The organism is Pseudomonas sp. P7758, from assembly GCF_013386485.1.
Classification (GTDB): domain Bacteria; phylum Pseudomonadota; class Gammaproteobacteria; order Pseudomonadales; family Pseudomonadaceae; genus Aquipseudomonas.
In genome coordinates, this window is sequence record NZ_JACARS010000005.1 from 45,952 (window position 1) to 59,778 (window position 13,827).

7 protein-coding genes are annotated in these 13,827 nt (G+C 62.1%); 2 read left to right on the forward strand and 5 right to left on the reverse strand.

Translation table 11 applies throughout. The features are described from left to right. Nucleotides 1-17: 17 nt before the first annotated feature. The 3 genes from mscK to HX873_RS00775 all read right to left on the reverse strand — a co-directional run bounded on the left by mscK (nt 18) and on the right by HX873_RS00775 (nt 7,041). Nucleotides 18-3,368 (reverse strand): mechanosensitive channel MscK, encoded by a 3,351-nt coding sequence (mscK, locus tag HX873_RS00765; RefSeq protein ID WP_008439184.1) that lies wholly within the window; start codon nt 3,366-3,368, stop codon nt 18-20. A 70-nt stretch (nt 3,369-3,438) separates the two neighbouring features. Then, entirely contained in the window at nt 3,439-5,181 is a 1,743-nt protein-coding gene (locus tag HX873_RS00770; RefSeq protein WP_003209410.1) for a potassium/proton antiporter, read from the reverse strand. A 234-nt stretch (nt 5,182-5,415) separates the two neighbouring features. Beyond that, nucleotides 5,416-7,041, reverse strand: a complete 1,626-nt coding sequence (locus HX873_RS00775; protein WP_177028666.1) for a methyl-accepting chemotaxis protein — start codon at nt 7,039-7,041, stop codon at nt 5,416-5,418. A gap of 277 nt (nt 7,042-7,318) precedes the next feature. Between HX873_RS00775 and HX873_RS00780 the strand changes: the two genes are divergently transcribed. Together HX873_RS00780 and HX873_RS00785 are read left to right on the forward strand one after the other, a co-directional pair. Continuing rightward, entirely contained in the window at nt 7,319-7,549 is a 231-nt protein-coding gene (locus HX873_RS00780) for a hypothetical protein (RefSeq protein ID WP_003209413.1), read from the forward strand. Continuing rightward, on the forward strand, nt 7,546-7,839 hold the full coding sequence (locus tag HX873_RS00785) for a cell division protein ZapA (protein WP_003209415.1): 294 nt from the start codon (nt 7,546-7,548) through the stop codon (nt 7,837-7,839). Before HX873_RS00780 ends, HX873_RS00785 begins: the two co-directional genes overlap by 4 nt. On the opposite strand, the gene HX873_RS00790 is transcribed toward HX873_RS00785, so the two are convergent. Next, nucleotides 7,836-9,638, reverse strand: coding sequence for an acyl-CoA dehydrogenase (locus HX873_RS00790; RefSeq protein ID WP_177122249.1), 1,803 nt, complete (start codon nt 9,636-9,638; stop codon nt 7,836-7,838). The two genes, HX873_RS00785 and HX873_RS00790, sit on opposite strands and share 4 nt — an antisense overlap. A gap of 229 nt (nt 9,639-9,867) precedes the next feature. After that, the gene (gene putA, locus HX873_RS00795; protein ID WP_134325624.1) at nt 9,868-13,821 is read right to left on the reverse strand and encodes a trifunctional transcriptional regulator/proline dehydrogenase/L-glutamate gamma-semialdehyde dehydrogenase; all 3,954 of its coding nucleotides are present in this window, start codon (nt 13,819-13,821) and stop codon (nt 9,868-9,870) included. Between the last annotated feature and the right edge of the window lie 6 nt (nt 13,822-13,827).

Sequence of the window (13,827 nt, forward strand, 5' to 3'; positions counted from 1 at the left end):
TGCTGGGGATAGCGCGTTTAGTCGAGTTTGGCGGGCGGCGGCTCGGGCAGGTCCTGGTCCTGGGCGGGCGGCAGGATGGTCCGGTTTTCTTCTTCCACCGGCACCAGCTTGTATTCCTGGCCATGCAGGTTCTTCAGGTAAACCTCCATCTGCCGGAACGAGATGTTGATGTGGTGGTTCTTGAACTCGCGGTTGATGAAGCGGTTGACCTCATCGATCACCGGGTTGCGGTCGCCCAGGTCCCGTACATGCATGCGCAGTTCGTGATCGAGGGTGCTTTCACCGAAGTTGAGGAAGTACACGTGGGGCGCCGGGTCCTTCAACACGCGTGGGTTTTCGGCGGCGGCCTTGAGCAGCAATTCTTTCACCAGGTCCAGGTCCGAGCCGTAGTCCACGCCCAGTTTCAGGGTGACCCGGGTGATGGTGTCGGTCAGCGACCAGTTGATCAGTTGCCCGGTGATGAACGTCTTGTTCGGGACAATGATGTCCTTGCGGTCGAAGTCGGTGATGGTGGTGGCGCGGATGCGGATCTTGCTCACCGTGCCCGACAGGTTGCCGATGGTGATGGTGTCGCCGATCCGTACCGGGCGCTCGAACAGGATCATGATGCCGGAGATGAAGTTGGCGAAGATTTCCTGCATCCCGAAACCCAACCCCACCGACAGCGCGGCCACCAGCCATTGCAACTTGTCCCAGCTCACGCCGAGGGTCGACAGGGTGGAGACAAACCCGACGCCGGCAATCACATAGGACAGCAAGGTGGTGGTGGCGTAGGCGCTGCCCTGGGCCAGGTCGAGCTTGGACAGCACCAACACTTCCAGGAGGCCGGGCAGGTTGCGCGCCAGGGCGAAGGTGATGCCGATGATGATCAGGGCGCCGAGCAAGTCGCCGATGCTGATGGGCACCATGCTGATATTGGCGCCGGTGCCGCTGGTGTATTCGTAGAGGGTGACGTTGTCCAGGTAGGAAAACACCGAGATCAAGTCGGACCATACCCAGTACAACGCAGCGATAAAGCCGCCCAGCAGCGCCAGGCGAATCAGGCGCATCGACTGTTCGTTGACCTGTTCGATGTCCAGGGTCGGCTCTTCGATCACTGCTTCACCCTCACCGGCTTCCTTGGCGGCCTGGCGTTTGGCCAGGGCCCGCGCATAGGCCAGGCGCCGTGCCGCAACGCCCAGGCCACGTACGAAGGTGGCTTCGATCACCAGCCAGAACATCAGCAGGTACAAGGTGTTGATCAGCCGGTCGCTGAGCTTGAGGGCGGTGTAGTAGTAGCCAAAACATACGGCGATAAACAGCGCCACCGGCAGTGCCGTAAACACCAGGCCCACGGCCTTGCGAAACAGCGAGGCTTTTTCATGAGTCGGGCTGTTGAGCAGCAGGCGCCCGAGCAGCCACGCCATCAGTGCGTAGCAGGTCAGTACCACGCCGATGCCCAGCACATCGTCGGCCAGCGCTGCCGGCTGATGCTCGGCGATGGCCACCACGGCCACCAACGCCAGTACCACGAGCCCGAGCTTGCGTACCCAGCCCTGGAGGAATTCGACCTGGGGTTTTTCCCAGCGGAAGTGCAACTCGGCGACGCCGCCGGGCGCGAGGATCCGATACGCGGTGTAGAACACCAGCCACGCCTGGGCGATCTGCAGCAGGGCGGCGCCGAGGTTGGCGTTTTGCCCGCGGGCGTCGATCTGCAGCGCATAGCCGCAGAGTGCCAGGCCCAGGGCCACCGGCATCGCCAGCGCGATATTCACCAGGATCGCCACCGGCGTGTGCCACTGGCTGTCGCGTTTGAAGTGGCCGATGTCCATATGGATTTTTTTCAGCCGGGCATACAGGTAGCTGCGACGCCACAGCAGCGCGCCGATCAACAACAGCAGGGGCAGGAACAGCAGCGGGCGCTGGGTCAGGCCGTCATACAGCTCGCTGACGCTGGAGGCCCACGGCAGGGTATTGACCTGTTTGCTCAAGTGCGCCGGTACGGTTTCCAGCCATTCGGTATCCAGCGGCTTGTTGCTGGGAATCCAGAACATCTGTTCGTCGAGGGTCGCCCGCAAGGTGGTGGCGGTGCTCAGCAGTTGTTTCTGGTTCAGTTGCAGGGTGATGGATTCGTTGAGCAGTGCGCTCAGTTCCCGGCTCAAGCGTTCCAGCAGGTCGCTGCGGGTGATCGCCAGTTCCAGCAGGGTGCGCCGCAGTTGTGGCGTCACCTGGTCGGCCGGCTGGTTGGCCAGCAAGCTGTCGACGTAGGTGCTCGGGGTGCTGATCAGTTCGCGCTGTTGATTGACCTCGAACTGGTACAGGCGAATGTTGGCGATGTCATCCGCCAGGTCGCGGTCCACGGTCAGGCGCGGGAGGGCCTGCTTCTGTTTGTAGAGGATCTTGGACAGCAGCAGGCTGCCCTTGAGCACGTTGATCTGCTCGTCCAGCGCCGAGTCGCTTTGGGTCACACTGTCCAGTTGTTGCTTGGTTTGCAGGTTTTTCTGGGTCAGCTCGTTGAGCCGGTCAGTGCTTTTGAGCAGGTAGTCGGACAGTTTCAGGTTGGCCGCGCTTTCCGTGGCGAGCAGGCTGCTGCCACCGGCCTTCTGGGCTTCGATGGACTGCTGGGTCACGGTTTCCTGGGACTGGGCCAGGCGTTTCTGGTTGATCAGGGTTTGCAGGTCCTGGATTTCCTGCTCCAGGCGCGCGGTCTTTTCCAGCACCAGGTCGTGCTGGCTGTTGCCCAGGTCTTGCAGTTGGCTGTTGCCGGCCAGTTCCTGGCGGCGCAGGGGAATCAGGGCGTTGAGGGCGGCCAACTCGGCATTCAACTGGTTGCGCTGGTCGCCGCTGAGGGTCTTGCCGTTGTCCTTGCCTGCCTTGAGAGTCGCGTTGATCTGCTGGATACGTGTCTGGCTGCTGCTGATTTCGGTCTGGGCGCGCTCGGGTCGGGTCTGGGCCGCGATGGTCAGGCTGTTGGCGTCGGCCAGTTCCTTTTGCAGGTCGCCTTGCTGGGTGGTGCGCTGCACCAGCAGTTGTTCAAGCTGTGGCACGGGCAAGGTGGCGTAGCGCTGGGCGACGGGAATGACCTTGGTGGCCTTGAGGCGGGTCAGTTCGCGCTGGTTGTCGACGGTCTGGCGCGGCGCGTCTTCGAGCTGGCGCTTGAGGTCCACCAGGCGCTGCTGGTAGTCCTGCTGGTTGCCCAGGAAGGTGAGCGTTTGCTGCAGGATGCTTTGCAGCGCCTTCATGTCGGCGTCGGGCAGTTTGCGGTCCGGCAGCTTGTCCAGGGTTTGCTGGACGGAATCGATGCTGGGCGGGTCGGCCGCGTGTACGGTGCCGACGCAGAGAGTCAGGCCCAGCAGGGCAGTGGCGAGAAAAGTGCGCAGGGTTGTCATAGAGACCGGTCGAGCAAGGTGAAAAATAGGGGGCGTCCCGACATCGACTGGCGCGCCGTCGCCCCGCAGTTTAGAGGAAGAGTCCGGGGCCCGGGCGACTTCCTTCGGGGAATCTGACGCCGACTTTGCCGATCTTGTTCCCGTCCATGACCGCGACGGTCCAAATGGTGTTGTTCCATTCCACCTGGTCGCCGACCACGGGCGCACCGCCGACTTTCTGGGTGATGAAACGACTCAGTGGCATGTCCGGGTCGATGCCCTCGAGCTTGAGCCCGTACAGGGCCGAAACCGCGCCCAGCTGAGCGTCGCCTTCCAGGACGAAGTCACCGAAGAAGCGCAGGTCGAGGCCCCGTTGTGGTGCCTGGCTGAACAGTTTGCCGAGGGCCGGCAAGTTGTGTTCATGGCCGATTACGCACAGCAGATCGTCGACTTCGAGCACTGTACTACCCGACGGATGGAGCAGTTGCTGGCCACGAAACAGCGCGGCGATCCGCGTGCCTTCGGGCATTTTCAGCTCCCGCAGGGCGGCGCCGATGCACCATTTCTCGGCGCCCAGGCGGTAGACGAACAGCTCCCACTCGCTGGTGACGTGCACTTCCAGGGCCGCCCGGGAAATCGGCGCCGGCTCTGGCGGTACCGTCACTTTCAACAGTTTGGCTACCCACGGCAGGCTCGTGCCCTGCACCAGCAACGACACCAGCACGATAAAGAACGCCAGGTTGAAGTAAAGCTGTGCGTGGGGCAGGCCGGCCATCAGCGGGAACACCGCCAGAATGATTGGTACCGCACCGCGCAGGCCGACCCAGGCGATAAAGGCTTTCTCTCGGCCATGGAAGGCCTTGAACGGCAACAGGCCGACGATCACCGACAGCGGCCGTGCGAAGAGAATCATCCACAGCGCCAGGCCCAGGGCCGGCAGCGCGATGGGCAGAAGATCATGGGGCGTGACCAGCAGGCCCAGCACCAGGAACATGCCGATCTGTGCCAGCCAGGCCATGCCGTCGAGCATATGCAAAATGCCGTGCCGGCTGCGCACCGGGCGGTTGCCGATCACCAGGCCGCACAGGTAAACGGCGAGGAAGCCGCTGCCGTGCAGGGCGTTGGTCAGGGCGAACACGAAAAGGCCGCCGGAAATCACCAGGATCGGGTACAGGCCGTTGGCCAGGTTGATCCGGTTGACCATCTGCAGCATCAACCAGCCGCCGCCCAGGCCGATGATGCCGCCGATGCCGAACTCGCGGATCAGGTGGCCCAGCAGGCTCCAGTGCAGGCCAGTCTGGCCGCTGGCGAGCATGTCGATCAGGGTGACGGTGAGGAACACCGCCATCGGGTCGTTGCTGCCGGATTCGATTTCCAGGCTGGCGGTGACCCGTTCGTTCAGGCCTTTGCCGCCCAGCAGCGAGAACACCGCTGCGGCGTCCGTGGAGCCGACGATGGCGCCGATCAGCAGGCCTTGAATGATGTTGAGGTTGAACAGCCAGGCGGCTGCCATGCCGGTGAGGCCGGTGGTGATCAGCACCCCGACCGTCGCCAGGGACAACGCAGGCCAGAGGGCTACACGGAAACTGGCTACCCGCGTTCGCAGTCCGCCGTCGAGCAGGATCACGGCCAGGGCGAGGTTGCCCACGAGGTAGGCAGTCGGGTAGTTATCGAAGATGATGCCGCCGCCGTCGACGCCGGCGATCATGCCCACGGCCAGGATGATCACCAGGATCGGAATCCCCAGGCGGGACGAAAGAGAACTCACCAGAATGCTCGCACCTACCAGCAACGCGCCGATCAAGAACAGGCTGTTGATGGTCGTCGCATTCAAAGGCAGTACTCCATGAGCAGGAAAGACGAGGCGCAAACTGACCATGCAGTCTGCGTGCCAGCGATTCTAACCTGTTGAATTGCTGTGCTGTCAAAAAGGTTTTGAATGGCTGGCGCATATTCAATGTGGGAGCGGGCTTGCTCGCGAAAGCGGTGTGTCGGTCGCGTTATGCGTAGCTGATCCACCGCATTCGCGAGCAAGCCCGCTCCCACATTTTTAGCCCTGCGGTATCCGTTAAAGCCTGAACCGCCCCACCATCCCGTTCAAATCCACCGCCAACCGCGACAGCTCACTGCTCGCCGCACTGGTCTGGCTGGCGCCGGTCGCCGACTGCACCGACAAGTCACGAATATTCACCAGGTTGCGATCCACTTCCCGCGCCACCTGCGCCTGCTCTTCAGCGGCACTGGCGATCACCAGGTTGCGCTCGTTGATTTCAACGATGGCAGTGTTGATGGTGTCCAGCGACATCCCCGCACCCTTGGCGATGTTCAACGTCGATTCCGCCCGCTCGGTGCTGTTGCGCATCGAATCCACTGCATGCTCGGTACCGGCCTGAATGCTGCCGATCATCCGCTCGATTTCGCTGGTGGACTGCTGGGTGCGATGGGCCAGGGCCCGCACCTCATCCGCCACCACCGCAAAACCACGCCCGGCTTCACCGGCACGCGCCGCTTCAATCGCGGCGTTCAGGGCCAGCAGGTTGGTCTGGTCAGCCAAACCACGAATCACGTCCAGCACCTTGCCGATGTCCCGGGACTCTTCCGCCAGGTTGCCGATCAAGGTGGCAGTGGCTTGCACGTCGCTGCTCATGCGTTCAATGGCGCTGACGGTTTCCTGCACCAAATCACGTCCATCGCCCGCAGACGACGTGGCGTTCTTCGAGGCTTCGGAAGTGCTGACCGCGTTGCGGGCCACTTCTTCAACCGCGCTGGTCATCTCGTTCACCGCCGTGGCGGCCTGTTCGATTTCGTTGTTTTGCTGGGTCAGGCCACGGGCGCTTTCGTCGGTCACGGCATTCAGCTCTTCCGCGGCGGAGGCCAATTGGGTGGCCGAGCCGGAAATGCGCTGCAAGGTGTCCTTCAATTTGTCCTGCATCTTGGCCATTGCCAACAGTAGTCGGCCGGCTTCGTCGTTGCCTTCCACCTTGATCGGGCGCGTCAGGTTGCCTTCGGCGATTTCCTCGGCGGCATCCAGGGCCTGGGCGATCGGCTGGGTAATGCTGCGGGTCAGCAGCCAGGCGAACAGCATGGTCAGCGCCGTGGCGAGGATCAGCAGGATCACCACCAGCTCAAACGCCATGTCGTACTGGTCGGCAGCTTGCTGGTTGGTGGCCAGCGCCATCTTGTTGTTGATGTCCAGCAGGCGGTTCAGTACGGCGTTGACCTGATCCGAGTTGTTCAGCAGCTCGGTATTCAGCAGCGTGCGCAGCTCTTCAACCTGATTGGCCCGTGACAGGCTCTTCATGCGCTCTTCAATCTGATGGTACTGGGCCAGCAGACGCACGTATTCATCGTAGGCAGCACGTTCTTCGCTGCTGTCGATCAACTTCTCGTAGACCGCCTGGGCCGTACGAATCTGCTGATTGCGCACGTCAAAAGACTCAAGGGTCTTTTGCTGGACGTCAGGCTCGCGGTTGGTCAGCAGGCGATACGACAGCACCCGCAGGCGCAGGGTCAGTTGAGTGAACTCGTCCAGGGCGCGAATGCTCGGCACGCTGCTAAGGGTGATGTCTTCCGTCGCCGCACGGATCTTGCTCATCTGGTTCAGGGCGAACACACCGAGAAACAACATCAGCGCGCCAATCAACGCGAAGCCGAGAAAGGCCCGCGGCGCGATATTCATATTACGAAGAGACATGTTGTGATCCTGGGGAGAAGCGCGATCCATGCGGGGTTTGAGCGGGGTGTCCATGACCTATCGGTCATACGACTAAAGTCTTGAGGGGGTGCGCGCTTTTGTCGCAGATCGGGGCGGGCCGACGGGATTCAGGAACCAGATGCCATAAATGCAGTCACTAAGGCTCGAAAGCGTGGCCTGCCCTGTAAAATCAAGGCCCCGCGCCAGGGATAACCCTGGCATCCGAGGTGAATTTTCTTTATCGTCACCGCCCTTTGAAAAAGCCCGAGAAATCAAAATGTTAGAAGCATCCCTCAGCCAATTGGAACAACTGGTCAGCGACCTGGTACAGCAGAACCAGGATCTGCTGGGCACCAACGAATCCCTCAAGGCCGAACTGGCTCGCGCCAAGGATGAAAACGACAGCTTGCAGCTGAACCTGATGGAACAGGAAGAAAAGCAGGGCGCCACCGCTGCCCGTATCCAGGCGTTGGTTGAGCGTGTGAGCGCAGGTCCTGTCAGCGCATGAATGAAGGGATAAAGGTCGTTTCGATTCTCGGTGAGGATTACTCGATCAAGGCACCGGAGGGGGAAGACAACACCCTGATGAGCGCCGTGACGATGCTCAAGGCATCCCTGGCCACCACCAAGAAAAAGTACCCGACGCTGATCGGTGACAAGCTATTGGTGCTGGCGGCGCTGAACCTGTGCGCCGAGCAGATCGAAATGCAAAAGCACCATCAGCAGGAACTCGACCGTTACCAAGAGCAAGTCAGCGCCACGGTCGAGGTGATTTCCAAGGCAATCGGAACGCCTTAGAACCACTCATCCTGCATCCCCAGGCACGTGTCATCGCGTGCCTCGAGAATCGCCAGTTCATGATGGCAGCCCGGTATTTCCCACGTCAGGAAGTACCGGGCGGCCTGGAGCTTGCCCTTATAGAAGGCGACATCGGCAGCATTGCCCCTGGCCAGCCCTTCCTCGGCGCGAATTGCCTGTTCCAGCCAGCGCCAGCCAATCACCGTATGCCCGAACACCTTCAGGTACAGCGCCGAATTCGCCAGGCTGCTGTTGACCTTGCCCTGGGCGAGATCCGTCAGCAGGCCGAGGGTGACCGCTTGCAGGCGCGCCACCAGTTGTTCCAGCGGTTCCCGCAAGGCATTCAGCGACGGATACTCCTGTGCCCGTGCGCCGGTCTCGGCGATCAGGCGGATCAGTTGCTTCAAGCCCGCACCGCCGTTCTGCGCCAGCTTGCGCCCGAGCAAGTCCAGCGACTGAATGCCGTGGGTGCCTTCATGGATCGGGTTCAGACGGTTGTCGCGGTAGTACTGCTCCACTGGGTATTCGCGGGTATAGCCGTGGCCGCCGAGTATCTGGATCGCCAGTTCGTTGGCCTTCAGGCAAAACTCCGATGGCCAGGATTTGACGATCGGCGTCAGCAGGTCCAGCAGTTCGTGGGCCTGTTTGCGCGCAGCTTCGGTTTCCAGGGTGGTGGTGTCGTCGAACAGGCGCGCGGCGTACAAGCCAAGGTCGAAGGCGCCTTCCACGTAGGCTTTTTGGGTCAACAGCATGCGTTTGATATCGGCGTGCTGGATGATCGACACCGGCGCGGTGTTGGGATCCTTGCTGTCGGGCAAGCGGCCTTGGGGACGTTCACGGGCATATTCCAGGGAATACAGGTAGCCGGCGTAACCCAGCATCACCGCGCCCATGCCCACGCCGATCCGCGCTTCGTTCATCATCTGGAACATGCAACTCAGGCCCTGATGCGGCTGGCCCACCAGGTAGCCGACGCACTCGCCGTTATCGCCGAAATTCAACGCGGTCGAGGTGGTGCCACGCCAGCCCATCTTGTGAAACAGCCCGGCCAGCAGCACATCGTTGCGCTTGCCCAGGCTGCCGTCGTCGTTGACCAGGAACTTGGGCACGATAAACAGCGAAATGCCCTTCACCCCGGCAGGTGCGTCCGGCAGCTTGGCCAGCACCATGTGCACGATGTTCTCCGACAGCGGGTGATCGCCGCCGGAGATGAAGATCTTGTTGCCCTTGAGGCGATAGCTGCCATCAGCCGCCGGCTCTGCGCGGGTACGAATATCCGACAGCGATGAGCCCGCATGGGGCTCGGTCAAGGCCATGGTGCCGAAGAAGCGGCCTTCGATCATTGGTTGCAGGAAGCGTTGTTTCTGCTCCTCGGTGCCGAAGCTCTCGATCAGGTTGGCGGCGCCCATGGTCAGGAACGGGTAGGACGTGGATGCGGCGTTGGCCGACTGGAAGTGGGCGAAACACGCCTGGGAGAGCAGGGTGGGCAGTTGCATGCCACCGGCTTCGAAGCTGCGGGCGGCGTTGAGAAAACCGGCTTCGAGGAAGGCCTCTACCGCCGGTTTCACCTCGGGAATCAGAATCGCCTGACCGTTTTCGTAGCGGGGCTCGTTCTCGTCGCCCTTGCGGTTATGCGGGGCGAAGAACTTCTCGGCAATGCTGCGGGCGGTGCCGATGGCGGCGTCGAAGGTTTCACGGTTGTGTTCGGCAAACCGCTCGCGCTGGGTCAGGCCCTCGGCATCGAGGACTTCGTACAGCTCGAAAGCCAGATTGCGGGAACTGAGCAGCGTCTCGGACATGGCGGCTTACCTGTGTGGGAATGGGCCTGAGTCTAAGTGCGCAAATAGAGGCTGGATAGCAAGATTGATCTGGGTGATGGAGGAGCAAAACAACAGCGGTGAGTTGCAAACACGGTCAGTGTGGGAGCGGGCTTGCTCGCGAATGCGGTGGATCAGTCAGTACATCTGGCGACTGACACTGCGCATTCGCGAGCAAGCCCGCTCCCACATTTTGACCGCGTTCCGTCAGTTAGCCGATGGTCATCAGGCTGGCGTTACCACCCGCAGCAGCAGTGTTGACGCTCAACGCCCGCTCGATCACCAGGCGCTCCAGGGCGATCCCGGTTTCGCCCGAAGACAAACCGTGAACCCCGACAATCGCCCCGCCACGCTTGGCCACTTGCTGGCAAACCCCGCGCAGTTGGTCGGAATCACCGTGATGCAGCACGGCATCAAACACGGTTTCATCCTTGGTCCAGTCAGCCACCCGCGTGATCTTCGCCTGAATATCCTTCGGCAAGCGTGCGAACACGGCCTTGGTCAATTCAGTTTCCGGCCATACCGCCGAGCCGCCGACTGCCAGCACGGCCGCCAGTTGCGTCAGCAGGTCGCCTTCCACTTCCGCCAGGCACAACACGTGCTCGCGGGGCAGGATGGCGTAGCTGTTGCGCTCGCCGGTCGGGCCGGCCAGTTGGCGGGTGATACCGCTTTGGGATTGCGCGGCGAACTGCACGCACAGGGCGCTCAAGTCGCTGAGCTTGCTGCTGTCGGCCCAGGCTTTCAGGGCGGTCAGCGGCTTGCTCATGGCATCCCGCAGGCGAACATCCGGTGCGGCCAGTGCATCACCACGGACGAAGGATTGCTCGATGGCGTCCGTAGGACGGGTCGACAGCAAACGGTACAGATACAGCGGGCCGCCAGCTTTCGGGCCAGTGCCCGACAAGCCTTCGCCACCGAACGGCTGTACACCGACCACGGCACCCACGATGTTGCGGTTAACGTAGACGTTACCGGCATGGACGTTGTCAATCACCTTGGCGATGGTCTCGTCGATGCGGGTGTGCACGCCCAGGGTCAGGCCATAGCCGGAGGCATTGATCTGGCCGATAAGCTGGTCGATCTCTTTGCGCTTGTAGCGCACCACGTGCAGCACCGGGCCGAAGATCTCCCGTTGCAGTTCGTCGAAGCTTTCCAGTTCGATCAGGGTTGGCATCACGAAGGTGCCGCGCTTGATCTCTTCGCTATCGGCAATCGCGACCTGGTAAACGTTGCGGCCTTTGTCGCGCATGGCCTGGATATGTTTCTCGATGCCAGCCTTGGCTTCGGCGTCGATCACCGGGCCGATATCCACCGACAGGCGCTCCGGGTTGCCGAGGCGGCATTCAGCCATGGCACCTTTAAGCATTTCGATGACGCGGTCAGCGGAATCTTCCTGCAAGCACAGTACGCGCAGGGCCGAGCAACGTTGACCGGCACTGTCGAAGGCCGACGACACTACGTCGATCACCACTTGTTCGGTGAGTGCCGAGGAGTCGACGATCATTGCGTTCTGGCCACCGGTTTCGGCGATCAGCGGAATCGGACGACCCTGTGCATCCAGGCGGCCGGCGACACTGCGTTGCAGCAAGCGCGCAACCTCGGTGGAACCGGTGAACATCACGCCCTTGACGCGATCATCACCCACCAGGCGCGCACCGACGGTTTCGCCCTGGCCCGGCAGCAGTTGCAGCACGCCTTCCGGAATCCCGGCTTCCAGCAGCAGGCGCACGGCTTGTGCGGCCACCAGCGGTGTTTGCTCGGCAGGCTTGGCCAGTACCGGGTTGCCGGCGGCCAGTGCAGCGGCGACCTGGCCACTGAAGATCGCCAGCGGGAAGTTCCACGGGCTGATGCACACCACCGGGCCCAGCGGGCGGTGAGCGTCGTTGGTGAAATCGTTGCGAGCCTGCACCGCGTAGTAACGCAGGAAGTCCACGGCTTCACGCACTTCGGCGATGGCGTTGGCGAAGGTCTTGCCGGCTTCGCGGGCCAGCAGGCCCATCAGCGGCTGGATCTCGCCTTCCATCAGGTCGGCGGCACGTTCCAGGATCGCGGCGCGTTCGGCGGGCGGGGTGGCCTGCCAGATTGGCGCAGCGTTCAGGGCGCACTGGATGGCGTTGTCGACGTCTTCGACAGTTGCTTCCTGTACGTGGCCGACGACGTCACGCAGATCCGACGGGTTCAACACCGGTGCAGCCGCTTCATTGCTGGAAGCGCAACCGAGCATCGGCGCGGCTTTCCAGTTGTTATGCGCGGTAGCCAGCAAGGCGCAGGACAGCGACGCCAGGCGGTGTTCGTTGGCCAGGTCGATACCGGCGGAGTTGGCGCGCTCGGCACCATACAGGTCACGCGGCAGCGGGATACGCGGGTGCGGCAGGCCGAAGCCGCCTTCCAGCGTCGCCATCTGCTCGATGCTGGCCACTGGATCGGCCACCAGCTCCTGGATCGAGATGGATTGGTCGGCAATACGGTTGACGAACGAGGTGTTGGCGCCGTTTTCCAGCAAGCGACGCACCAGGTAAGCCAGCAGTGTTTCGTGGGTGCCGACGGGTGCGTACACGCGGCACGGACGGTTCAGCTTGCCTTCGGAGACCTTGCCTACAACCTGCTCGTACAGAGGCTCGCCCATGCCGTGCAGGCATTGGAACTCGTACTGGCCGGGGTAATAGTTCTGACCGGCAATATGGTAAATCGCCGACAAGGTGTGAGCGTTGTGGGTGGCGAACTGCGGGTAGATAACTTCCGGTACCGAAAGCAGTTTGCGTGCACAGGCAATGTAGGAGACGTCGGTGTACACCTTGCGGGTGTACACCGGATAGCCTTCCAGGCCTTCGACCTGGGCGCGCTTGATTTCGCTGTCCCAGTACGCGCCTTTTACCAGGCGGATCATCAGACGGTGGCGGCTGCGGCGTGCCAGGTCGATCACGTAGTCGATCACATACGGGCAACGCTTCTGGTAAGCCTGGATCACAAAACCGATACCGTTCCAGCCCGTCAGTTGCGGCTCGAAGCACAGGCGTTCCAGCAGGTCGAGGGACAGCTCCAGGCGGTCGGCTTCTTCGGCGTCGATGTTCAGGCCGATGTCGTACTGCTTGGCCAGCAGGGTCAGCGACAGCAGGCGCGGGTACAACTCGTCCATCACGCGCTCGTACTGCGCACGGCTGTAACGCGGGTGCAGGGCCGAAAGCTTGATGGAAATGCCCGGGCCTTCATAAATCCCGCGACCGTGGGACGCCTTGCCGATCGAGTGGATGGCTTGTTCGTACGAGGCCAGGTATTTCTGGGCGTCATGTTCGGTAAGTGCGGCTTCACCGAGCATGTCGTAGGAATAGCGGAAGCCCTTGGCTTCGAACTTGCTCGCATTGGCCAAGGCTTCGGCGATGGTTTCACCGGTGACGAACTGCTCGCCCATCAGGCGCATGGCCATGTCGACGCCCTTGCGGATCATCGGCTCGCCGCTCTTGCCGATGATGCGGCTCAGGGACGAGGTCAGGCCGGCTTCGTTGTGGGTCGCGACCAGTTTGCCGGTCAGCAACAGGCCCCAGGTGGCGGCGTTGACGAACAGCGACGGGCTGTTGCCCAGGTGCGGGTGCCAGTTGCCGGTGCTGATCTTGTCGCGGATCAGTGCGTCGCGGGTGCCCTTGTCCGGGATGCGCAGCAGCGCTTCGGCGAGGCACATCAGCGCTACGCCTTCCTGGGACGACAGGGAAAATTCTTGCAGCAGGCCCTGGACGATGCCTGCACGGCCGCCGGCGCTTTTCTGATTGCGCAGTTTCTCGGCGATCGAAGAGGCGAGCTTGTTGGTGGCCTCGGCCATTGCCGCGGGCAAGCGAGCCTGCTCGATCAGCATCGGCACCACTTCCGGCTCCGGGCGACGGTAGGCGGCGGTGATCGAGGCGCGCAGTACGGATTGCGGCAGGATGCTTTCGGCAAATTCCAGGAAGCACTGGTGGGCGTGGTCGGTCTGGACCTCGCCGGCTTCTTCCGCGTCCTTGCTGCCCAGGCCGTTGAGCTCGGCCAGGGTTGCACCACCCTCGAGTTTCTCCAGGTAATTGAAAATCGCCTGCTTGATCAGCCAGTGCGGCGTGCGATCAATGGAGGTCGCGGCCGCCTTCAGGCGCTCGCGGGTCGGGTCGTCAAGTTTGACCCCAAGGGTGGTCGTAGCCATCTTTTT

Coding starts and splice junctions, on each gene's coding strand:
- putA (WP_134325624.1), bottom strand. CDS start 13,821: ATGGCTACGACCACCCTTGGGGTCAAACTTGACGACCCGACCCGCGAG.
- HX873_RS00775 (WP_177028666.1), bottom strand. CDS start 7,041: ATGTCTCTTCGTAATATGAATATCGCGCCGCGGGCCTTTCTCGGCTTC.
- mscK (WP_008439184.1), bottom strand. CDS start 3,368: ATGACAACCCTGCGCACTTTTCTCGCCACTGCCCTGCTGGGCCTGACT.
- HX873_RS00780 (WP_003209413.1), top strand. CDS start 7,319: ATGTTAGAAGCATCCCTCAGCCAATTGGAACAACTGGTCAGCGACCTG.
- HX873_RS00785 (WP_003209415.1), top strand. CDS start 7,546: ATGAATGAAGGGATAAAGGTCGTTTCGATTCTCGGTGAGGATTACTCG.
- HX873_RS00790 (WP_177122249.1), bottom strand. CDS start 9,638: ATGTCCGAGACGCTGCTCAGTTCCCGCAATCTGGCTTTCGAGCTGTAC.